Annotated in this window: 25 protein-coding genes; 12 read left to right on the forward strand and 13 right to left on the reverse strand. The window is 68.5% G+C overall.

The window, feature by feature from the left end; all coding sequences use genetic code 11:
* Window positions 1–184 precede the first annotated feature (184 nt).
* Together GTH22_RS12945 and GTH22_RS12950 are read right to left on the reverse strand one after the other, a co-directional pair.
* A complete protein-coding gene (locus GTH22_RS12945; protein WP_252945698.1) occupies window positions 185–877 on the reverse strand; it encodes a Hint domain-containing protein in 693 nt (230 codons plus the stop codon).
* Between the two features lie 198 nt (window positions 878–1,075).
* Window positions 1,076–1,732: a sulfotransferase family 2 domain-containing protein gene (locus tag GTH22_RS12950; RefSeq protein ID WP_252945701.1), complete on the reverse strand. Its 657-nt coding sequence runs from the start codon at window positions 1,730–1,732 to the stop codon at window positions 1,076–1,078.
* A 97-nt stretch (window positions 1,733–1,829) separates the two neighbouring features.
* On the opposite strand from GTH22_RS12950, the gene GTH22_RS12955 reads away from it, so the two are divergent.
* Complete coding sequence (locus tag GTH22_RS12955; protein ID WP_252945703.1) at window positions 1,830–3,467, forward strand: AMP-binding protein; 1,638 nt, start codon at window positions 1,830–1,832, stop codon at window positions 3,465–3,467.
* 27 nt (window positions 3,468–3,494) lie between these two features.
* Window positions 3,495–3,818 carry a hypothetical protein gene (locus GTH22_RS12960; RefSeq protein WP_252945705.1) on the forward strand — a complete coding sequence of 108 codons (324 nt, stop codon included), beginning with the start codon at window positions 3,495–3,497 and terminating at the stop codon, window positions 3,816–3,818.
* 241 nt (window positions 3,819–4,059) lie between these two features.
* Here GTH22_RS12960 and GTH22_RS12965 read toward each other — a convergent pair whose 3' ends face one another.
* Together GTH22_RS12965 and GTH22_RS12970 are read right to left on the reverse strand one after the other, a co-directional pair.
* Window positions 4,060–4,767 carry an NYN domain-containing protein gene (locus GTH22_RS12965; RefSeq protein WP_252945706.1) on the reverse strand — a complete coding sequence of 236 codons (708 nt, stop codon included), beginning with the start codon at window positions 4,765–4,767 and terminating at the stop codon, window positions 4,060–4,062.
* A 9-nt stretch (window positions 4,768–4,776) separates the two neighbouring features.
* Window positions 4,777–5,679: a LysR family transcriptional regulator gene (locus GTH22_RS12970; protein ID WP_252945708.1), complete on the reverse strand. Its 903-nt coding sequence runs from the start codon at window positions 5,677–5,679 to the stop codon at window positions 4,777–4,779.
* A 98-nt stretch (window positions 5,680–5,777) separates the two neighbouring features.
* Here GTH22_RS12970 and GTH22_RS12975 point away from each other — a divergent pair, with 98 nt between their 5' ends.
* Window positions 5,778–6,389 carry a class I SAM-dependent methyltransferase gene (locus GTH22_RS12975; RefSeq protein WP_252945713.1) on the forward strand — a complete coding sequence of 204 codons (612 nt, stop codon included), beginning with the start codon at window positions 5,778–5,780 and terminating at the stop codon, window positions 6,387–6,389.
* On the opposite strand, the gene GTH22_RS12980 is transcribed toward GTH22_RS12975, so the two are convergent.
* From GTH22_RS12980 to GTH22_RS12990, 3 genes are all read right to left on the reverse strand, one after another.
* A complete protein-coding gene (locus GTH22_RS12980) occupies window positions 6,386–6,715 on the reverse strand; it encodes a hypothetical protein (RefSeq protein WP_252945715.1) in 330 nt (109 codons plus the stop codon). The genes GTH22_RS12975 and GTH22_RS12980 overlap by 4 nt on opposite strands.
* A gap of 161 nt (window positions 6,716–6,876) precedes the next feature.
* Window positions 6,877–7,251, reverse strand: coding sequence for a hypothetical protein (locus GTH22_RS12985; RefSeq protein WP_252945716.1), 375 nt, complete (start codon window positions 7,249–7,251; stop codon window positions 6,877–6,879).
* The gene (locus tag GTH22_RS12990; RefSeq protein ID WP_252945719.1) at window positions 7,248–8,375 is read right to left on the reverse strand and encodes an S-(hydroxymethyl)glutathione dehydrogenase/class III alcohol dehydrogenase; all 1,128 of its coding nucleotides are present in this window, start codon (window positions 8,373–8,375) and stop codon (window positions 7,248–7,250) included. The genes GTH22_RS12985 and GTH22_RS12990 overlap by 4 nt, the downstream gene beginning before the upstream one ends.
* Window positions 8,376–8,459: 84 nt before the next feature.
* Between GTH22_RS12990 and GTH22_RS12995 the strand changes: the two genes are divergently transcribed.
* The gene (locus GTH22_RS12995; RefSeq protein ID WP_252945720.1) at window positions 8,460–8,777 is read left to right on the forward strand and encodes an I78 family peptidase inhibitor; all 318 of its coding nucleotides are present in this window, start codon (window positions 8,460–8,462) and stop codon (window positions 8,775–8,777) included.
* A 6-nt stretch (window positions 8,778–8,783) separates the two neighbouring features.
* Here GTH22_RS12995 and GTH22_RS13000 read toward each other — a convergent pair whose 3' ends face one another.
* Window positions 8,784–9,212: a cytochrome c gene (locus GTH22_RS13000; protein ID WP_252945721.1), complete on the reverse strand. Its 429-nt coding sequence runs from the start codon at window positions 9,210–9,212 to the stop codon at window positions 8,784–8,786.
* Between the two features lie 130 nt (window positions 9,213–9,342).
* Here GTH22_RS13000 and GTH22_RS13005 point away from each other — a divergent pair, with 130 nt between their 5' ends.
* The 3 genes from GTH22_RS13005 to GTH22_RS13015 all read left to right on the forward strand — a co-directional run bounded on the left by GTH22_RS13005 (window position 9,343) and on the right by GTH22_RS13015 (window position 12,439).
* On the forward strand, window positions 9,343–11,016 hold the full coding sequence (locus GTH22_RS13005; protein WP_252945723.1) for a DNA polymerase Y family protein: 1,674 nt from the start codon (window positions 9,343–9,345) through the stop codon (window positions 11,014–11,016).
* A 251-nt stretch (window positions 11,017–11,267) separates the two neighbouring features.
* Complete coding sequence (locus tag GTH22_RS13010) at window positions 11,268–11,612, forward strand: DUF2794 domain-containing protein (RefSeq protein ID WP_252945724.1); 345 nt, start codon at window positions 11,268–11,270, stop codon at window positions 11,610–11,612.
* An 11-nt stretch (window positions 11,613–11,623) separates the two neighbouring features.
* Window positions 11,624–12,439 (forward strand): zinc-dependent peptidase, encoded by an 816-nt coding sequence (locus tag GTH22_RS13015; RefSeq protein WP_252945726.1) that lies wholly within the window; start codon window positions 11,624–11,626, stop codon window positions 12,437–12,439.
* 109 nt (window positions 12,440–12,548) lie between these two features.
* Here GTH22_RS13015 and GTH22_RS13020 read toward each other — a convergent pair whose 3' ends face one another.
* The 3 genes from GTH22_RS13020 to GTH22_RS13030 all read right to left on the reverse strand — a co-directional run bounded on the left by GTH22_RS13020 (window position 12,549) and on the right by GTH22_RS13030 (window position 15,197).
* Entirely contained in the window at window positions 12,549–13,373 is an 825-nt protein-coding gene (locus GTH22_RS13020; RefSeq protein ID WP_252945728.1) for a C40 family peptidase, read from the reverse strand.
* Window positions 13,370–14,752, reverse strand: a complete 1,383-nt coding sequence (locus GTH22_RS13025; protein ID WP_252945729.1) for a M17 family metallopeptidase — start codon at window positions 14,750–14,752, stop codon at window positions 13,370–13,372. The genes GTH22_RS13020 and GTH22_RS13025 overlap by 4 nt, the downstream gene beginning before the upstream one ends.
* 64 nt (window positions 14,753–14,816) lie before the next feature.
* Window positions 14,817–15,197 (reverse strand): hypothetical protein, encoded by a 381-nt coding sequence (locus GTH22_RS13030; RefSeq protein ID WP_252945730.1) that lies wholly within the window; start codon window positions 15,195–15,197, stop codon window positions 14,817–14,819.
* A 224-nt stretch (window positions 15,198–15,421) separates the two neighbouring features.
* Between GTH22_RS13030 and GTH22_RS13035 the strand changes: the two genes are divergently transcribed.
* On the forward strand, window positions 15,422–16,075 hold the full coding sequence (locus tag GTH22_RS13035; protein ID WP_252945731.1) for a carbonic anhydrase: 654 nt from the start codon (window positions 15,422–15,424) through the stop codon (window positions 16,073–16,075).
* A 106-nt stretch (window positions 16,076–16,181) separates the two neighbouring features.
* On the forward strand, window positions 16,182–16,622 hold the full coding sequence (locus tag GTH22_RS13040) for a hypothetical protein (RefSeq protein WP_252945732.1): 441 nt from the start codon (window positions 16,182–16,184) through the stop codon (window positions 16,620–16,622).
* Window positions 16,623–16,779: 157 nt separating this feature from the next.
* Here GTH22_RS13040 and GTH22_RS13045 read toward each other — a convergent pair whose 3' ends face one another.
* Together GTH22_RS13045 and GTH22_RS13050 are read right to left on the reverse strand one after the other, a co-directional pair.
* A complete protein-coding gene (locus GTH22_RS13045; RefSeq protein WP_252945733.1) occupies window positions 16,780–17,514 on the reverse strand; it encodes an SDR family oxidoreductase in 735 nt (244 codons plus the stop codon).
* A 50-nt stretch (window positions 17,515–17,564) separates the two neighbouring features.
* Window positions 17,565–19,346, reverse strand: coding sequence for an IlvD/Edd family dehydratase (locus GTH22_RS13050; protein WP_252945734.1), 1,782 nt, complete (start codon window positions 19,344–19,346; stop codon window positions 17,565–17,567).
* Window positions 19,347–19,455: 109 nt separating this feature from the next.
* On the opposite strand from GTH22_RS13050, the gene GTH22_RS13055 reads away from it, so the two are divergent.
* Genes GTH22_RS13055 through GTH22_RS13065 form a run of 3 tightly spaced genes read left to right on the forward strand, consistent with a single transcriptional unit; the run spans window position 19,456 to window position 20,953 of the window.
* On the forward strand, window positions 19,456–19,929 hold the full coding sequence (locus tag GTH22_RS13055) for a hypothetical protein (RefSeq protein WP_252945736.1): 474 nt from the start codon (window positions 19,456–19,458) through the stop codon (window positions 19,927–19,929).
* Entirely contained in the window at window positions 19,926–20,630 is a 705-nt protein-coding gene (locus GTH22_RS13060; RefSeq protein ID WP_252945738.1) for an AzlC family ABC transporter permease, read from the forward strand. Before GTH22_RS13055 ends, GTH22_RS13060 begins: the two co-directional genes overlap by 4 nt.
* Complete coding sequence (locus tag GTH22_RS13065) at window positions 20,627–20,953, forward strand: AzlD domain-containing protein (RefSeq protein WP_252945740.1); 327 nt, start codon at window positions 20,627–20,629, stop codon at window positions 20,951–20,953. Before GTH22_RS13060 ends, GTH22_RS13065 begins: the two co-directional genes overlap by 4 nt.
* Window position 20,954: the final 1 nt, after the last annotated feature.

The raw sequence follows: 20,954 nt of genomic DNA on the forward strand, positions 1-20,954 counted from the left end.
AAAAAACCCCGGCGGCCTTCTGGCGCGCCGGGGTCTTTCTTTTCAGAGGCCCATTCCCGGAGGGGGATGGAAACGCCTTCGTCGGGGCGGGCCTTGCTGTTCGCCTTCTGTCGGGAGCAAAGCTCGCCCCCAACGTGGCGTGGTCGGATGCGGGGCTGCCATTGCCCGCGATATCGGGTGTGCCTTAGGCGGCCATGGGGGCCGCGGCGGCGGCGGCGGGGACGCCGCGGGCGGATTGCTCGGCGACGATGCAGCTTGCCAGCAGCCGGGCATCATCGAGCGAAAGCACCTGGTAGGCGCCGCCGTCGGTGCCGTTGAACTCTTCGCTCAGAACCGCCGCCATGCCGATCGGCTCGCCAGCGGCGCCGGTGGGGCAGAAGATCAGCGCCGAGCCTTCGACGAAGATCACCTGGTCCTCGGCAAAGCTGATCGACACCACCTCGATCTCGGTCGAGGGGCAGATCCGCTCGACGCCGGGCATGTCGATGAGCGCCAGCGCCGGGATCAGGGCGAAAGGATCGTCGTAAAGGTCTTCGGCTGCATCGCTCTCGAGCACCACGGTCTCTTCGGGCATCAGCACCAGCTCGCGGCGGTTGCCCATCAGGCCCGCAGGCACCCGGATCGGCCACATGGAGCGCGGGCACTCGGCCTCGCCGTTCCACAGCCGCGCCCGGCTCAGACCGGTGATGCGCTGAAGGCCGCCGTCGAAGGTCATCACCTCGTCGCCCACCGTCAGGGCTTCGACCGGGCGCCAGCCCATCGAGGTGGCCACCAGCGTGCCGGCCACGATCCCGTGGCCCGCGCCGCGTGCATCCCGCCGCCGATCGCTGGCCGGGCGTGTGCCGGAAATTCTAAGATCTTCGGTTTTCCATCCCATGAACATAGGAACCATCCCTTGTTGTGGAACCCTTCTGGCAGCTGCGGTTCCGGTGACAGCAAAGCCAGTTGGAGTGATTCCCTTGCCCTCAATCAGACTGGAACCGGGCCGAAATGCGGCAGTGTTTCGGCAAGGGCGACAATTTGGTGGGTGCCCGGAAATTGCGGCGCAAGCCTTGGGCAATTTACCAAGATGGGGTCAATCCGGCTCGAAGCGATAGCCGAAGCGGGCAATGTCGCGCGCCGCGATATCGGCCACGACCCCCTTGCTGGCTTCACTATAGGCGCCGCGCCAGTCGGCCTCGCGCGCACTCCGGTTGACGTGGGGCAGTGGCGTCAGGGCGAAACCGAGATGCGCCTCCAGCGGGGCGATATCCTGCTCCAGGTGTTCCAGACGGATGAACAATTGGCAGTGCTCCTCCCCCGAGGGCAGGCACACATAGCTGCCATAATCTGCCGCACCGAGGCTGCTGCGGGTGTGTCGATGCGCCACGAAATCATCGAACTCCAGCCGTTGCGCGAGCGCCACGGCCGGGTGGTCGAAGCTCTGCGCCCGCAGCCAGTGGTAATAGCTCACCACCCGCGCCCAGGGGTTGCGCACCAGGGTGAACACGAAGAGGCGGCGCATTTCCGCCTCCTCCACCAGCCCCGGCAGATCGGCCAGCCGCGCGTGCTTCCACAGCCGCCCGGCGGTCTGCACATCCTTCACCCTGCGCCGCCGCTTCAGCGCCTTGGGAGTGTCGCCCAGCATCACGTCATCGGCCATGGCGCGGGCCTCCAGCGCCAGCGCCATCGAGGTGCCGCCAGTCTTGGGGATATGGATGAAAAGGTAGCCGCGCCCGCGTGAAAGGATCATGCCCGCACCCTACGTGCCCGCCCGGCCCCCGGCAATTTCTTGATCCGCGCCGCGGGCTGTCTATTCTGGCCCGACCGGTGCACAGGGAGGGGACACCATGGGATGGATGCGAGACGAGAGCGGCCTGGGCAAGCGCCGGGCCAACTATGCCGCGCTGACCCCGCTGAGCCACCTGGCCCGGGCGGTGCGGCTGTTTCCCGAGCGCGAGGCGGTGGTCTATGGCGGCACCCGCCTGAGCTACGCCCAGTATCACGCCCGTGTCTCCCGCCTTGCCGCCGCGCTGGAAGGGCGCGGCATTCAGCCCGGCGAGGTGGTGTCGTCGCTGCTGCTCAACACCCTGCCCCATGTCGAGGCCCATTTCGGCGTGCCCGCCTGCGGCGCGGTGCTCAACGCCATCAACGTGCGGCTCGATGTGGCCACGGTGGCCTATATCTTCGAGCACGCCGAGTCGCGGCTGGTGCTCTGCGACACCGCCTTCATCCCGCTGGCCGAGGAGGCGCTTGCCGCGATGGAGGGCGAGAAGCCGGTGCTGATCGAGGTGCCCGACGCCGAGGCCGGGCTGGAGGCCACGGGCCGGCACACCACCTACGAGGAGCTGCTGGCCGAGGGGCGCGAGGATTTCCCCTGGATCATGCCCGAGGATGAATGGGAGAGCCTCACGCTCAACTACACCTCCGGCACCACGGGCCGCCCCAAGGGCGTGGTCTACCACCATCGCGGGGCCTACCTGAGCACGCTGGGGCAGGTGATTTCGTGGCGCATGGTGATGGAGCCGCGCTACCTCGTGATCGTGCCGCTGTTTCACTGCAACAACTGGTGCCACGTCTGGATGATCCCGGCTTTGGGGGGCACCGTGGTGTGCTGCCGCGACGTGACTGCGGCCAACATCTATAACGCCGTGGCCGACGAGGGCGTGACCCATTTCGGCGGCGCGCCCATCGTGCTCGGCCTGCTGGTCAACGCACCCGAGGCCGAGCGGCGGGCATTCGACCACACCGTCGAGGTCTTCACCGCCGGCGCCCCGCCCCCCGCCGCCGTGCTCGCCGCCGTGGAGCCGCTGGGCTTCAACGTCACCCAGGTCTACGGGCTGACCGAAACCTACGGCCCGATCACCGAATGCCTCTGGGACGGCGCCCGCTGGGACGGGCTGGAACAGGGCGACCGCGCCGCCATCAAGGCCCGCACCGGCGTGGCCATGCCCACCGCCGAGGAGGTGACGGTGATGGATGATTTCATCTCCCAGACCCCGATGGACGCCCAAACCCCGGGCGAAATCGTGATGCGGGGCAACATGGTGATGAAGGGCTACTACAAGAACCCCGAAGCCTCCGAAGAGGCCTTCCGGGGTGGCTACTTCCACTCCGAAGACATCGCCATCCAGCACCCCGACGGCTACATCCAGATCACCGATCGCGCGAAGGACATCATCATCTCGGGCGGCGAGAACGTTTCGAGCGTCGAGGTCGAAGGCGTGCTGATGCACCACCCCGCCGTGCTGCTCTGCGCCGTGGTGGCGAAGCCCGACGAGAAATGGGGCGAGGTGCCCTGCGCCTATGTCGAGCTGAAGCCGGGGGCCGAAGTGACGGAGGAAGAGCTGATAGCACATTGCCGGGCGTCATTGGCGGGGTTCAAGACGCCCAAGCACGTGGTGTTCCACGAGTTGCCAAAGACGCCGACGGGGAAGATCCAGAAGTTCGAGCTGCGGAAGCACGCGAAGGAGTGGGCGGCGGGGTGAGGGGAGATTTGGCTCCCAGCGAGAACTATGAGACGCCATAAAATCAACTATGACTTGGACCGCCTGCGCGAAATAGGCTGGTCGAAATGGGATCCGATCGGTCTCTTGGAAGCTGGAGTCCCTTGGCGCGGGCAGACCTACGAAGACGAGTATGATACCTATCTCCTAAGGGCTTGGGGGATGTTAAGGAACGGTGCCGAAAAGTCCGAAGTTGTTGGATACCTGTATGGCATCGAGGCCCGCGACATGGGATTGGGTCCATCGAAAGATGTCGCCAAGCGCCATAACGACCTCCTACTATTGGTAGAGATGATTGACGAGCACGGTTCTAATTCATCTGACGGATACTAGGTCTTACGATTAGCAACCCCCGAGAAGAGCCGCACCATCGGCGGGCCGCGGTACGGCGATCCAACGGTAGCGCTGTGGCACTTTATGGCAGCCGTGGTAGCTCACCGCTTGAGCTATGCGCCGACGTCAGCCAATCGCCGTGCCGGGGGGCGGCCCGGCGATGGTGCGGCGGCTTCGCCTTGATTCCGCACCCGGCGCGAAGCTCATCCGTAGGGTGCGCATTCATGGCGCACCCACCTCCTCAATCCACCCGTCGCACCTGCAACTGGTTGCCCGCGCCGCGGCGGGTTTCCAGCACCGGGATCTTGCCCACGAGGTCGGAGAACTTGCGGAAGCCGTAGCTGCGCACGTCGAAGTCGGGGTTGGCGGTGGTCACCTGCTGGCCGAGCGGGCCGAGGGCGTACCAGTCGTCCTCGGTCTCCAGCGCGTCCATCGCGCGGTAGATCAGGTCGCGGGCCTCGTTCAGCTTGTCGCCGCCCTTCGCGGCCTGTTTCTGCTGCGGCGCGCCTTCGAGGTTTTCGAGGAAGATGAAGCGTTTGCAGGCCTTGCGGAAGGCCTCCGGGGTTTTCTGGGCGCCGATGCCGAACACATCGTAGCCCTGCTCGCGAATACGCGACGCCAGCCGGGTGAAGTCGCTGTCGGAGCTGACCAGAATGAAGCCGTCGAACCGGCCGGTGTGCAGCAGGTCCATGCAGTCGATCACCAGCGCGATGTCGGAGGCGTTCTTGCCCACGGTGTTCGCCGGCTGGTGGTGGGGCACGAGGCCGAACTCGGCCTGCACCTTGGCCCAGCCGTTCATCTGGCTCGACGAGAAGTCGCCATACACCCGGCGCACCGAGGCCTCGCCCATGCCCGCGATCTCGTCGAAGATCGCCTTGGTCCATTTGGGAGAGGTGTTGTCGGCGTCGATCAGGACGGCGAGGAGGGGTGTGTTGTTCTTGTTATCCATCGCCCATACCTAGGCCTCCGCCCCCCGTTTGGAAAGCGCCTCTGCCAGAAAGTCCCAGACCACGCGGATGCGGCGCGAGCTGTGCAGCTCGCCATGGGCCACCAGCCAGACCGGCACGGTCATGAAGGTGTATTCGGGCAGCACCGGCTCGATCCCCTCGCCCGGCGGCACATCCTCCTTGGCCATGATCCCGACCCCCATGCCGTGGCGCATCAGCTCCCAGTAGGCCAGGCCGTTGTCGGCCACCACGCGCACCCGCTCGCGCGGGATCTCGATGCCCTTCGCGGCGAGATACTCCAGCATGGTCTCGGCGCTGGCATGGCCGACCCAATCGTGGCGCGCGAGGTCTGCCAGCGTTTCGGGGCGGCCCATCCGCTCGAGGTAGGCGCTCGCGGCATAGAACTTCGCCCGCTGCTCCGAGACCCGGCGGGCGATCAGCTCGGGCTCGGTGGGGCGCACGTGGCGCAGGGCGATGTCGGCCTCGCGGTTGGTGAGGTCCGAGAGGGTGTTGGCGCTGAGCAGGGTGATCTCCAGTTCAGGGACGCTGCGGGCGAGGCGGGCGATGATCGGCGGCAGCACCCGCGCCGCCATCATGTCGGAGGCCGAGATCGTCACCCGCCCCTTCAGCCCCTGCGCCTGCCCCGCCGCCACCATGGCGACATGGCCCGCGTTCTCCTCCATCGCCTTGAGGTGGGGGAGCAGCTCGCGCCCCGCATCGGTCAGCCGCAGGCTGCGCCCGGCGCGCTCGAAGAGGGTGATGCCAAGCGCCTCCTCCAGCGCCGAAACCTGCCGCCCCAGCGTGGGCTGGGTCTGGCCCAGCCTGCGGGCGGCGGCAGAGAGCGAGCCCTCCTCGGCGGTGGCAAGGAAGGCGCGGGCCTGGTTCCAGTCAAAAGAGGTTGCGGGTGGCTTCATGCATTTATGCATAGATGAAAGACGAAAAATGGCAATTCTTATGCGGTTTCCGTTTGGCTAAACCCTCCGCCAAGAGATGCACGCAACCGGAGACAGACATGACCGACGCAAAATTCTGGAACAGGGTCGCCCCGCGCTACGCCGCCCGGCCCATCGCGGACGAACCCGCCTATGCCACCACGCTGGAGCGCACCGCCAGCTACCTCGCCGCCGATGCCTCGGTGCTCGAGGCGGGCGCGGGCACCGGCACCACCGCCCGCCGCCTGTCGCCCCATGTCGGGCGGGTGCTGGCCACCGACATCGCCAGCGCCCTGCTCGACGTGGCCCGCAGCCGGATCGAGGCGGACGGGATCACCAACATCACGCTGGAAGAACGCGGCGTCGGGGATCTGCCCGAAGGGCCGTTCGATGCCGCCATTGCTTTCAACCTGCTGCACCTCGTGCCCGACCCCGCCGCCGCGCTTGCCGCCATGGCGGCCCGCGTCCGGCCGGGCGGCTACGTGATCACCAAGACCACGGCGCTCGCCGGGGCGTGGTATTTCCGCCCGATCATCGGGGTGATGCGGCTGTTCGGAAAGGCGCCCCGGGTGCGGTTCTTCTCGGTCGCGGAGCTTGACGCGCTGCACGAGGCCGCCGGGCTCACCATCGTGGAAACCGGCAACTACCCGGCCAAGCCGCCGGCCCGCTTCATCGTGGCGCAGAAGGCTTAATCCTCGCCGGCCAGCTCATCGAGCAGGCGCGTTACCAGCAATGCGCCACCGGCGATTACCAGCGAGCGGCCCAGCGACACCGAGATGTTGCTGGGCGCAACCTTGTGCACCCCGTCCCGCGAGCGGCGCGCCATCCGCTTGAACAGGCTGCGGCTCGGATTGCCCGCCAGAGGCGTCGGATCGGGAATTTCCAGCGCCCGGGGCTTTGCCCGCCACAGCAGCGCCCCGGCGGCGACGAGGCCGCAGGCAACGGCCACGGGCAGCAGGCGGTTCCGGGTGTCTTCGGCGGGCAGGAGGTCTTTTGGAATGGCGGGCTTCATGTTCATCGGCTGGGTCTCCTTTGGGAAAGAACCGCGCCGCGCCCGCGCCGGTTCCCTCGGATCGCTGCTCTCACCATGCCGCAGGGCCCGCCGGGCCTGTCGCAAACAGCCTTATCTGCGCCGGCCGGTCGCCCCGCCGTCGTCGTGCCTCGGCCGTTCGGGGCCTGTCAGTCTTCCGGGCAGGGCGCGCGGCCGGTGAGCCAGAGCAGGTAGGGCTCGGCCTTTTCCGGCGCGATCGGCACGAGCCGAAAGCCGGTGCCGCTGATCGGCTCCATGATCCGGGGCCGCACCACCACCTCGCCGCAGATCGACAGCCGCGCCTCCTCGCCCACATGGGCGGTGGTGAGCCGGGCGATGTCGCGGCTGAAGCGCTCCGAGATGGTAATGTCGAAGCCCGGTGGCCCGTCGAGCACCGGCGCAACGCTCACGATGTCTTCTGCCTCGGCCTCGGCGGCCACCGGGCCGATGCGGAACTCAAGCAGCGGAGCGGCCAGCGCGGGGCTGGCCGCCAGTGCCGCCACAAGGGCAGCGGCGCGGATCAATATTCCACCACCGCGCGGATCGACTTGCCCGCGTGCATCAGCTCGAAGCCCTCGTTGATGTCCTCGAGCTTCAGCTTGTGGGTGATCATCGGGTCGATCTCGATCTTCCCGTCCATGTACCAGTCGACGAACTTGGGCACATCGGTGCGCCCCTTGGCGCCGCCAAAGGCCGTGCCCTTCCAGACCCGCCCCGTCACCAGCTGGAACGGGCGGGTGCTGATCTCGGCGCCCGCGGGCGCCACGCCGATGATCACGCTCACGCCCCAGCCCCGGTGCGAACATTCCAGCGCGTCGCGCATCACCTTCACGTTGCCGGTCGCGTCGAAGGAGTAATCCACGCCGCCGATCTGGTCGAAATCCGTCTTGGTGATGTCGACGATCGCCTGCACCGTGTTGTCTACCTTGGAAGGGTTAACAAAGTGCGTCATGCCGAATTTCTTCGCCATTTCCTGCTTGTCGTCGTTCAGATCGACCCCGATGATCTTGTCGCAGCCCGCCATCCGCAGGCCCTGGATCACGTTGAGGCCAATCCCGCCGAGACCGAAGACCGCCGCCGTTGACCCAATCTCAACACCTGCCGTGTTAATGACGGCGCCGATGCCGGTGGTCACTCCGCAGCCAATGTAGCAGATCTTGTCGAAAGGGGCGTCTTCGCGCACCTTGGCCAGCGCGATTTCGGGCATCACCGTGTGGTTCGCAAAGGTGGAACAGCCCATGTAGTGATAGATCGGGGTGCCATCGAGCATCGAGAACCGGGTCGTGCCATCGGGCATCAGGCCCTGGCCCTGCGTGCCGCGAATGGCGGTGCAGAGGTTGGTCTTGCCGCTGAGGCAGGAGGCGCATTGCCGGCATTCCGGGGTGTAGAGCGGGATGACATGGTCGCCCGGCTTCAGCGTGGTCACACCCTCGCCGACCTCCAGCACAACCCCGGCGCCCTCATGGCCCAGAATGCTCGGAAACAGCCCCTCCGGGTCGTCGCCCGAGCGGGTGAACTCGTCGGTGTGGCAGATGCCGGTGGCCTTGATCTCCACCAGAACCTCGCCCGCCTTCGGGCCCTCGAGGTTCACCTCCATGATCTCAAGCGGTTTGCCGGCTTCCAGCGCTACTGCGGCACGCGTTTTCATTTGTCGAAACTCCCGTTAATCTGTCGGGCGGAACCGTGGGGGAATCTCCGCGCCGATTCAACCGGATATGGGAAGACACCCGTGATGAAATCTCTCAAGGCCCTGTTTCTCCTGACCGCGCTCGCCGCCTGTCAGCCCCCCTTGGAAACGCTCCCCGAGGATCAGCTGGGCGAGACTCCGCCCGACAGCGGCCTTGTAGAACGGGAGCCCGACATCTGCGGCGCCTCCGCCTATCGCGGCGCGGCCCTCGGCCAGCCGGCCAGCGTCATCCCCACCCTCGGCGTGAACCGCGAGACCCGCGTCATCCCGCTCGGCGGCATCGTGACGCAGGAGTACAACCCCTACCGGATGAACTTCTATCTCGACGGTGCCGGGCTGATCACGCGCCTCAGCTGCGGCTGAGGCCGCTCATTCCTGATAGCTTGCGTGGCACGAGCGGCAGCTCTTGCCGAGCGTGGCAAAGCTGGCCTTGAGCGCGGCTTCGCTGGAGGTGTCGAGCGCCGCGGCCGCCTGTTCCAGCGCCGTGGCCTCGGCCTCGAAGGCCGGAAATTCCAGCCAGATCGCCGGGCTCGCCTCCGATTTCGGGTCGTCCTCCTCGGGGCGGAAGGCGGGCACGATCCCGGGCGCGGCGGCGCGAATCGCCGCGGCGGCGGCCTCCGCCTCGTCGGGCTCGAAGGGGCGCATCCCGTTCAGCATCTGGCCCAGCACCTTCGTGCCGGCCTGGATCTCCTCCATCACCGCCATGCGCGCCTTCACCGCAGGGTTCTGCACCCCGTCATGGGCGGCGGCGGGAAGGGAGACGAGAAGAAGGGCGGGGAGGGTGAGACGCATGGACATGCCCGCCATCTGACCCGCGCCGCGCCCCGGGGGCAAGTCACGGCGCATGGGGATTTCGTGATCGCCGGGCAGACTCGACTCCCGCCTGCCGCTTGGTTAGACAGGAACAAACAATGAACATGTCTAGCCCATGCCCAACCGCCGAATCCTGTCGCTGTGGTTTCCCCGGCTTGCCGCCGAGCGGCTGATCCGTGCCGAGGGGGCGCTGGCCGAGGTGCCGCTGGCGGTGGTGCGCGAAAGCGGCAACGTGGTCAGCCTCGCCTCGCTGTCGCGCGCCGCCTCCGCCGCCGGGCTGCACCCCGGCCAGCCGCTGCGCGATGCCCAGGCGGTCTGCCCCGATCTCGTCACCCGGCTGGAGCGGCCCGCGATCGAGGCGGGGTTTCTCACCGTGCTGCGGCGCTGGGCGGGCAAGTTCTCGCCCTGGATCAGCGAGGCCCCGCCCGATGGGCTGGTGGTCGACATCACCGGCTGCGCGCATCTGTTCGGCGGCGAGGCCGAGCTGATGGCAGAGGCCGAGGCCGATTGCGCCGGGCTGGGGCTGACGGTCTGTGCCGGGCTGGCCGATACGGTGGGCGCGGCCTGGGCGCTGGCGCGGTTTGCCGGGCAGGGTCCGGGGGCGCTGCGCTCGGGCGATGCCATCGACCAGGAGGCCCATGCCACCCGCTCCCGCGCCATGAAGCGGCGGCACTGGGAGCGCGGCGGGCTGCCCTCGCCCGGCGCGGAGATCGCCGCCGCCACGGCCCGCATCGCCCCGCCCGGCATGGCCCGCGAGCTGCTGGCCCCGCTGCCGCTCGCCGCCCTGCGCCTGCCGCCCAAGACCACCCAGCAGCTCGCCCGGCTCGGGCTGAAACGCATCGAGGAGCTGGCCGCCCAGCCCCGCGCCGCCCTCGCCCGCCGCTTCGGCGCCGACCTCGTGCTGCGGCTCGACCAGGCCTTCGGCACCGCGCCCGAGCCGGTCTCGCCCGCCCGCCCCGCACCGCGCTATGCCGTGCGCCTCACCCTGCCCGAGCCGATCGGGCTGGAGGTGGACCTTGCCGAGGGGATCGACCGGCTGCTGCCCGCGCTGGAAACCCGGCTGCGGGCGCAGGGCATGGGCGCGCGGCGGCTCCGGCTGCAACTGCTGCGCTGCGATCACACCAGCCAGGTGATCGAGCTGGGCCTCGCCCGCCCCTCCGCCGACCCCGACCGCCTGCGCCCCCTGCTGCGGATGAAGCTGGCCGAGGCCGAGGCGGGCGACGGCATCGACGCCATCCGCCTTGTCGCCACCGTCACCGAGCCGGTCCATGCGGTGCAGCACCGGGGCCACGCGGGCGCCAGCGCCGATGCCGCAGCCCGCCTCACCAGCGACACCGCCCTCGATGACCTGATCGGACGGCTCGGGGCGCGCATCGGGCTGGAGCAGATCCGCCGGCTCTACCCCGGCGACAGCCATATCCCCGAGAAGGCCACCCAGGTCAGGGCCGCCGCATGGTCGGCCCCCGCCACCGACTGGCCCGAGCGCCCCGAGGCGCCCCGCCCGCTCACCCTCTTCGGCCCCGATCTCGTGACCCCCGACGCACCGCCCGGCACCCGCCCCGCCGCCCTGCCGCTGGCATTCCGCTGGCGCCGCCGCCGCTATCAAACCGCCTCGGCCACCGGCCCCGAGCGGATCGCCCCCGAGTGGTGGCTCGACGAGCCCGCATGGCGCTCCGGCCAGCGCGATTACTGGCAGGTCGAAACCGCCTGCGGCGCGCGGCTCTGGCTGTTCTATGCCCATGGCGGCGCGATCTCGGGCGGCTGGTTCTGCCATGGCAGGTTTGCCTGAGGCGGCGGCCCGGAACGAAAAAGGCCCGCCGGACAAAGCCGACGGGCGCTCTAGTCTTGCGCCCCGGTGGGGCGACTGGGTGGGGGCTATGATGCCACCCCACCGGGGTCGAGCCGAGGGCTCGTTGCGTATCGAGGGTGATGACAGCAGATCGCGGCGCGGTGTGGATCGGGGGGCGACGCGCCGGCGGCGAAACCGGGGCATTTTCGCGGCGCTTGATTTTGCACCGGCTTGGCCCCACTCTTATTGTCATGAACGTGCAGTCGCCCACGCCCTTTCCCGGCAATCGTACCAATGACCCGGTTGCCTTCCAGCGGCCCGAACTTTCGCTCATCCTCGGCCTCTACGGCCGCTTTGTCGCGGCTGGCGAGTGGCGAGACTACGGCATCTCGAGCCTGAAGGAGGTGGCGGTGTTCTCCATCTTCCGGCGCACCGCCGAGCATCCGCTCTACCGGATCGAGAAGCGCCCCAAGATGCGGGCGAAGCAGGGGATGTATGCGGTGATCGGGATGGACGGGCAGGTGCTCAAGCGCGGGCACGACCTCAAGACCGTGCTGCGCGTGCTCGAACGCAAGCTGATCCGCGCCGTCGAGTAGCCCCGCCGCCCATGCCCACCCTCATCGTTCTGGCGCTCATCGCGCTCACCGCAGCCGCCTATGGCCTGCGCAGCCTGATGCGCCGCCGCGCCCGCGCCGCGCTGCGCGAGGCCCCGCTCACCGAGGCACAGCGCGAGATCATCCGCGCCAGGGTGCCGATCATCCGCCGCCTGCCGCCCGAGCTGGCGCAGGCGCTGGAGGGGCGGGTGAACCTGTTTCTCGATCAGGTGCAGTTTCATGGCCGGGGCGGGCTGGAGGTGAGCGAGGAGATGCGCCTGTCGATCGCCGCGCAGGCCTGCCTGCTGGTGGTGAACAGCGACGCCTGGTTCTCCAACCTGCGCACCATCCTGATCTACCCCGGCGCGTTCAAGTCGCGCCAGCGCCGGAGCGACGGCTTCGTGGTGACGGAGCGCGAGGTGGTGCGCACCGGCGAGAGCTGGGCGCGGGGGCCGGTGATCCTGAGCTGGGCCCATTCCGATGCCGGGGCCGCCGATGACAGCGACGGGCACAACGTGGTGATCCACGAGTTCGCCCACCAGATAGACGACCTCTCCGGCCAGACCGACGGCGTGCCGCTGCTGAACCCCGACCAGAGCTTTGCCACCTGGGCGCGGGTCTTCACCGAGGCCTACGAGCGGCTCTGCGAGGTCACCCGGCGCGGCGAGCGCAGGGTAATCGACCCCTACGGCTGCGAGGGCCACGAAGAGTTCTTTGCCGTCTCGGTCGAAGTGTTCTTCGAGCAGCCCGCCGCCCTGCGCGAGGAAGAGCCCGAGGTCTACACCCAGCTATCCGCCCTGTTCCGGCTCGATCCCGCGGAGTGGCGCTGACCCCCGCGCCCGCCACCCGCGCACCGTCATCCTCGGGCCTGACCCGAGGATCTCTTGCACCCGGAGACCCTCGGGTCAGGCCCGAGGGTGACAGCCCGGCGCCGCCCCGCTACCCCAGCCGCCGCCGCGCGCGCAGCGCGTATCCCGCCGCCTCGATCCGTGCCAGCGCCGCCTCCAGCGGCTCGATCACCGTGCTCATGAAATGCCCCGTGGCATGGATCAGCCGCGCGCCGTCCAGCGCCATCGCCACGTGGCCGGGCCAGAAATAGAGGTCTCCCGGCTGCACCGCAGCATCCAGCGCCACGGCCTCGCCCAGCGCCTCCTCCTGCATGTCGCTGTCGCCCGGGCAGTCATGCCCCTCGGCCCGTAGCGCCGCCTGCACCAGCCCCGAGCAGTCGATCCCCGCGCCCGAGTTGCCGCCCCAGAGATAGGGCGTGCCGAGAAACAGCTGCGCCACCTCCAGCCGGGGCGTGCGCGTGCCGATCTCGGTGAGATGCTGCACCGGGATGAAGCCCCCCGGCGTCTCGCACAGATCGCCCTCCTGCCCCGTCACCACCACCTGCGCCCCGAAGGAGAGCATGGCCGTCTCGCGGCACTTGATCGTCGGCTCCGGGTAAAGCTGGCTCAGCCGCGCGCTCACCCGGTGGGTCGGTGCCACCACCGCGCCCAGCGCCGCCTCGGGCACATAGCCCACGTAGCCATCGGCCGTGGCCTGCACAAAGGCCCAGCCCGCCACCCGCTCGTAGACCACCACCCGCTGCCCCATCAGCAGCTGTCGCTCCCGGTCGCCCGCCGGGTCGCGACAGATGTCGGTGAGCGGGGCGCGCACGCAGGCCGCCTCGCCCTCCACATAGGCCTCGGCCTCCACCAGCCCCTTCAGGGCGGCGGCGGCAACGCGGGCGTTGGCGGGGGTGAGGCGTCGGTCGAGTTTCATGCAAGCACCTTGGGGAGTGCGGCCAGCAGCGCCCGCGCGCCCATGCCGACACCGCCCTTGGGGCGGCCCGGCGCGGGGCTGGGCTGCCAGCCGTATACGTCGAAATGGGTATAATCCGCACCCTCGGGCACGAAGCGGCGCAGGAAGAGCGCGGCGGTGATCGCCCCGGCCATGCCGCCCTTGGGCGCGTTGTCGAGGTCGGCGATGCCCGGCTCGATGCGCGGCTCGTAGGGCGCGTGGAAGGGCAGCCGCCAGACCGGATCGGCCACCTCTGCCCCCGCCGCGTCCAGCGCCCCGGCGAGCGCCTCATTGCCGGTGAAGAAGGGCGAGATATCATCGCCCACCGCCACCCGCGCCGCGCCGGTCAGGGTGGCGAAGCTCACGATCATGTCGGGGCTTTCCTCGCCCGCATAGGTCAGCGCATCGGCCAGCACGAGGCGGCCCTCGGCGTCGGTGTTGTTGATCTCCACCGTCAGCCCCTTGCGCGAGGTCAAAATATCCTGCGGACGGAAGCTGTTGGAACTGACGGAGTTTTCCACCGCGGGCACCAGCACCCGCAGTTTCACCCGAAGCCCCAACGCCATGATCATCCGCGCCAGCCCCATCACCGTGGCCGAGCCGCCCATGTCCTTCTTCATCAGCCCCATCGAGGCGCCGGGCTTCAGGTTCAGCCCGCCGGTGTCGAAGCACACGCCCTTGCCCACGAGGGTCAGCGTCGGGCCGGCCTCGCCCCAGCGCATGTCCAGCAGGCGCGGCGCCTCGGCGCTGGCCCGGCCGACCGCGTGGATCATCGGAAAGTTCTGCTCCAGCAGGGCTTCGCCGCGCACCACGCGGGCCTCTGCGCCGTGCTCGTCGGCCAGCGCCAGAAAGGCGGCCTCCAGCGCCTCGGGGCCCATGTCGGAGGTCGGGGTGTTGATCAGATCGCGGGTCAGGAACTCGCCCGCCGCGATCGCCTCCAGCCTGGCGGCGTCAAGCCCCTCGGGGCAGACAAGCCGTGCCGCCGGGGCCGGGCCCTCGACGTAGCGGGTGAAACGGTAGCTGCCAAAGAGCCAGCCCAGCGCCGCCTCCTCCGCCTCGCGCGGTTCCCAGTCGCCCTCCAGCACGTAGCTGCCCTCGGGCAACCGTGCCGGCAGGTCGCCGGTGGCAAAGCGCCGGCGCCCCCGGCTGGCCTCGCTGCCCAGCCCGAGCAGCACCGCGCCAAGCCCGCCGCCCGCGCCGGGCACAAGGCAGACCTCGCCCGCCCCGGCCTTGAAGCCGCTGGCCTGCGCCCAGGCGGCGGCCGCCTCGGGCAGCGCCTCCAGCCCCTCCGGGCCCACTGCCCGCACGGGGCAGGCATCGGCGCTGGAGGTGGCGAATTTCGGCAATGGGGTGGGGTACATGGGCGCTCCGTCTGGCGTGTTTTCCGCCAGACTAGAGCAACCCGATCCCCGCCGGAAGCCCGCGCTAGACCGACAGGTCCTGCGTGTCCCACACCTCGGTCAGCGAGCGGTCGGCAATGCGGCCCAACCGGGCGAGCGTCGCCGAAATGGCCGGAAAATCCAGCGAGCGGGCCGAGCGGTTCACGTCGCTTGCCACCCGCGACAGGCCGATCATGCCGACCTGTTCGGCAATGGCGACCAGCCCGCGGGAGAGCCGCGCCACTCCCGGCCAGTCCTGCGCCCGAAACCGCGCATCCACATCGGCCAGCCGCACCGCCAGCTCTTCCATGGCGCGGCACACCACGTCTTCCGCGCCCTGTTCGCCCAGCTGATAGTAGAGCACCCCGAGCCTCTCGGGATCGAGCCGGATATCATCCTCAACATGCAAAACCGAAACCTGCGCCATCTCTCGCACCTCTTCAAACGCCCCCGATTACCCGAGGCGGACTTTGCGCCAAAGGGCTGAACATTTTCTTAGCGGGCGTGGGGGCAAAGGCCGCAATTTGCATCGAAACCGGTGCGCTTCCGGGGCCCCTGCCCGCGCCACGCCGGGGCGCATGTCGGCCTTGCCCTTTTCCCCGCAGGCCCGATGTGGTTTAGAAAATGCGCAAACGTCAGGAAGGGCACCCCATGGAAAGGCTCGTCAAACCGCTGCCGGATTACCTTGTCAGCCGCTACGAGGGCTGGAAGGCCACACGCTATGAGCAGAACAAGAGCTGGTATCGCCGCCTTGCCGACGAGGGCCAGCGCCCGCCGATGATGGTGATTGCCTGCTGCGACAGCCGGGTGAACGTGAACGAGCTGTTCGGCGCCCAGACCGGCGACATCTTCCTGCACCGCAACATCGCCAACCTCGTGCCCCCCTTCGAGCCCGATGGCGACCCGCACGGCACCTCGGCGGCGATCGAATATGCCGTGACCGTGCTGAAGGTGGCTCATCTCATCGTGGTCGGCCATTCCAACTGCGGCGGCGTGGCCGGGTGTCTCGACATGTGTTCGGGCAAGATGCCGGAGCTGGAAGAGCAGAGCAGCTTCATCGGCCGTTGGCTCGATATCCTCCGCCCCGGCTATGAGCGGGTGAAGGAGATCGAAGACCCCGAAGCGCAGATCCGCGCGCTCGAACGCGAGGCGGTGGTCGAATCGCTCTCCAACCTGATCGGATTTCCCTTCGTCGAAAGCGCCATCCAGTCCGAAGAACTCAGCCTGCACGGGCTCTGGTTCGACATCCGCGAGGGGGTGCTGGAGGGCTACAGCCCCACGGCAAAGGCCTTCGAGGCGGTCTGATCGCCGCGTGGGGCGGGGGCGGGCACATTCCGGCCAAAATTTGTTGTCGGCATAAACCGGGCATTAACTGAACGGAGGCATTCATGGTGGCATGAAACAGCCCGCCATGAACCTCACCCTCCGGATGCCCCTCAAGCTCCTCAACAAGGCCAATCGCGCGGCCCGCGCGGCGGACCAGACCCTTGCCGAATTTCTGCGACAGGCCATTCTCTCGCAGCTCAGCGAAGCGCCCCGGGTGCCCCCCGCCGTGGTCGACAAGCGCCGCGCGCTGGCCAAGGCCATCGAAGATTCGGTGACCTGGCCCGGGTTGCAGGCCCGGCTGCGCAAGCTGGGCTACGTGCTGCGGGCGCCGGGCGACAACGGCCGCACCGGCCAGCCGCCGCTGATTCTCAGCTCCTGGCCGGAAGAAAAGCCGCTGGTGCCCCTCACCCGCCTCGGCGTCAGCCGGGAGGATCTGACCATCAAGTTCGCCAGCCACTTCCCCGGCAAGCCGATGGAACGGCGCCCTGCCGAGGCCCCGCGCAGCCCTCAGCAGCACGCCGCCTGAAACGGTCGCGGCGCAGGAAACCTGCGCCGCGTGTCATCTCGGAACTGTGAGCCAGGTGCAGGGGTTTGCCTGCGCTGATCGCCGCTCGGTGCTTGCCGCAGGCCCCGGGTGGAGGCCTCGGCGCACCCCGCGCCTCGGCACATCCCTGACGGAGCGGTCAGCCGCGCCCGATGTAGGGCATGTTGGTCGCCATCACGGTCATGAACTGCACGTTGGCCTCCAGCGGAAGCTCGGCCATATGCAGCACCGACGATCCCACGTGGCCCACATCCATCACCGGCTCCACCTCGATGGAGCCATCGGCCTGGGGCACGCCCTTCTGCATTTTCGCCGCCATCGGCGTCAGCGCGTTGCCGATGTCGATCTGCCCGCAGGCAATGTTGAACGGCCGGCCGTCAAGCGAGATGCTGCGGGTCAGGCCCGACACCGCATGTTTGCTCGCCGTGTAGGGCGCGGAGCCCCAGCGCGGCACATAGGCCGAAACCGAGCCGTTGTTGATGATCCGCCCGCCCTGCGGCTCCTGCCGCCGCATGGTGCCAAAGGCGGCCCGCGCCACGATGAAGGAGCCGGTCACGTTGATGTCGATCAGCTTGCGCCAGTCGTCCACGTCGATCTCGTCGATCGGCGCGCCGCCCAGCGAAACCCCGGCGTTGTTGAACACCGCATCCACCCGGCCCCAGGCCTTGGCGGCCTCGGCAAAGGCGGCATCCACCGCCGCCGAGTCGGTCACGTCGCAGGGCAGCACCAGCGCCTCGCGCCCGTTCGCGGTTTCTTCCAGCGCCTCGCGCCGCCGCCCGATCAGGCCCACGCGCCAGCCGGCGTCAAAGAAGGTTTCCGCCGTCGCGCGGCCCACGCCCGAGCCGCCGCCGGTGATGATGATGCTTTTTGCCATGCCGTCCTCCCGTAGGGCGGGACTTGTCCCGCCGTTCGCATGTGTTTCCGTCAATGATTGTCGCGCGGCAGCGCCTCGCGCACCTTCTGATAGGCCGTCGCCAGCTCAAGGCAGCCGCCCTGCGCCAACTGCCCCACATGGGTCCGGTAGATCTCCTGCCAGGGCGTCTGGTGCACCAGCTGCGGCGGGCTCCAGGCTTCCTTCCGGGCGGCCCATTCGGCCTCGTCCACCAGCGCATCCATCCGGCTCGCACCGAGATCGAGGCGCACCGTGTCGCCGGTTTCCAGGTAGGCCAGGCCGCCGCCCACCACCGCCTCGGGCGAGGCATTCAGGATCGAGGGGCTCTCGCTGGTGCCGCTCTGGCGCCCGTCGCCCACCGTCGGCAGGTGGTTGATGCCCTCTTTCAGCATCGCGTCCGGCGGCTGCATGTTCACCACCTCCGCCGAGCCCGGATAGCCCACGCAGCCGACGCCGCGGATGAACAGGATGCAATGCTCGTCGATTTCCAGCGACGGATCATTGATCCGGTCGTGGTAATCCTCCGGCCCCTCGAACACGATGGCCCGCGCCTCCAGCACGCCCTCCTTGCCCGGCTCGCTCAAAAACCGCTCCTGAAAGTCCTTCGAGATGACGCTCGTCTTCATCAGGGCCGAATCGAACAGGTTGCCCGAAAGCACCTTGAACCCGGCCTTCTCGCGCATCGGCGCGGCGCAGGTCTTGATTACCTCGGTATCCACGCTCTCCACGCCGGCAAGGTTCACGCCCATGGTGTTGCCGGTCGCCGTCATCACACCCTCATGGATGCGCCCCACCTTCATCAGCTCGCCCATCACCGCAGGCACCCCGCCCGCGCGGAAAAAGCTCTCGCCAAGGTATTCCCCGGCGGGCTGCATGTTGACCAAGAGCGGCGCGTCAAAGCCCACCGTCTCCCAGTCCTTCACGTCCAGCTCCACACCGGCATGGCGGGCGATGGCTTGCAGATGCGGCGGCGCGTTGGTCGAGCCGCCGATCGCGGTGCAGACCATGATCGCGTTTTCAAAGGCTTCGCGGCTCAGGATGTCGGAAGGTTTCAGGTCGTCCAGCACCATCTGCACGATCCGCTTGCCGGTCTCGTAGGCCATCGCCATCCGCTCGCGGAACGGCGCCGGAATGGCGGAGTTGCCGGTCAGCGACATGCCCAGCGCCTCGGCCATCGCGTTCATCGTGCTGGCCGTGCCCATCGAGTTGCAGTGCCCCAGCGAGGGCGCCGAGGCGCAAACCCGCCCCATGTATTCGTCGTAGTCGATCTTGCCCTCGGCCAGCAGCCGGCGGCTCTCCCAGATGATCGTGCCCGAGCCCGCGCGCTGACCCTTCCACCAACCATCCAGCATCGGCCCGCCGTTGAGCGCGATCGCCGGAATGTCCATGGTCGCCGCGCCCATCAGCATCGCCGGCGTGGTCTTGTCGCAGCCGGTGGTCAGCACCACCCCGTCAATCGGATAGCCGTGCAGCACCTCGACCAGCCCGAGGTAGCTCAGGTTCCGGTCCAGCGCCGCGGTCGGGCGCTTGCCGGTCTCCTGAATCGGATGCACCGGAAACTCCATCGGAATCCCGCCGCCATCGCGGATGCCCGCCTTGATCCGGTCCATCAGGAAGACATGGATCTTGTTGCAGGGTGCAAGGTCGCTGCCCGAGTTGGCAATGCCGATGATCGGGCGCTCGCCCTGAATCTCTTCGCGGGTGAAGGCCTGGTTCTGGTAGCGCTCGATATAGAGCGCGGTCATCCCCGGGTTGTTGGGGTTGTCAAACCATTCCTGGCTGCGGAATCGCTTGTTGGCGCGGGTATCGCTCATGGCTGGGGCCTCCCTTGCGTGCAGGGCCTCCCCGCCCTGCGTCTTGCTTGCGGCAACTTCACGGTTTGGTATACCAAATGCAAGGGCATTCTCGGCCGGGGAGGAACTCATGACCATTCACCAGACGGCACTGGCCGTCGCTGCATGTCTGTGCAGTCTTGCGGGCCAAGCCTCTGCCAACACGGTCGAGGTCGACCTTGCGGCGGTGCAGAGCTGTGGCACCGAAAAGGGAAGCAGCGCCATTCTCTGCATCACCGAGGCGTTGCAGCCCTGTGAGGCGGTCATTCCCGAAACCCCCGCCGTGGCCGCGCTCTGCTACCAGAAACGCCGCGCCGCCTTTGAGGCCGATCTGCCCGCCGCGCTCGATGCGGTTGCCGCCCGGGAGGGCGAGACCACCGGGGCCGAAGCGCGCATCGTCGTGAAATACGAGATGCTGACCCGCGCGCTCCTGTGCGACCGCGATATGGAGCTGATGGCCCTTCGCGGCAGCAAGGAAGCCGAGATCACCCGGGCGCAACACCGCTGCATGGCCCTCGTCACCGGCGATGTCTGGTTGCGCCTGCGGATGACAACCGCTCCATGACTCCGCGCTCCGCCTTCTGGCGCGGCTACCTCGACTGCGCCCCCTTCATCCTCATCGTGGTGCCCTACTCGATGATGTTCGGCGTCGTGGCCCGCGATGCCGGGCTCGACGTGCTGCAAACCTTCGCCATGTCGGCCATCGTCATCGCCGGGGCCTCGCAGTTCACCGCGCTGGCGCTGCTGCAGGATCAGGCCCCGGTCTTCATCGCCCTGCTGGCCGCGCTCGCGGTAAACCTGCGCATGGCAATGTATTCCGCCGCGCTGGTGCCCCACATCGGCCACGCGCCGCTCGGGCTGCGGGCGCTGGCGGCCTACCTCATGGTCGATCAGGCCTTCGCCGTCGCCGTGCGCACCTACGAGGAGCGCCCGACCATGCCGAAGCCCGCGAAACTCGCCTATTACTTCGGCTGCATGGCCCTGATCTGCCCCTTCTGGTACGGCTCCACGCTGGCCGGAGCGCTGCTGCGCGAGGCGATCCCGGCAAGCTGGTCGCTGGATTTCGCCGTGCCGGTCTGCTTCATCGCGCTGGTCGCGCCGCTGCTGCGCTCGCTGCCCCACCTCGCCGCCGCCTTCGCCGCCTGCGCCGGTTCCATCGCCTTCGCCGCCCTGCCCTGGTCGCTCGGCATCTTCGCCGCCGCGCTGCTCGGCATCGTCGTCGGCGCGCAGGTCGAACTGGCCCTCAAGCGGAGGGCCGCCGCATGATCTCCGACGCCGCCTTCTGGACCCTCACCGCCGCCCTCGGCCTCGGCACCTTCCTGATCCGCTTCTCCTTTCTCGGCCTGCTCGGCAACCGCCAGCTCCCCGACTGGGCGCTGCTGCACCTCAAATACGTCGGCGCGGCGGTCTTCCCCGCGCTCATCACCCCCCTGCTGCTCTGGCCGGACGCCACCGGCGGGCAGACCGACCCCATCCGCCTCCTCGCCGCCGGTGCCGCCTGTCTGGCCGGCATCCGCTTCGGCGTGGTGCCAGCCATCGTGGCCGGCATGGGCAGCCTTTACCTTCTGCAATTCATCACCGGAGCCTGAG

This window comes from Oceanicola sp. 502str15, assembly GCF_024105635.1.
Taxonomy (GTDB): domain Bacteria; phylum Pseudomonadota; class Alphaproteobacteria; order Rhodobacterales; family Rhodobacteraceae; genus Vannielia.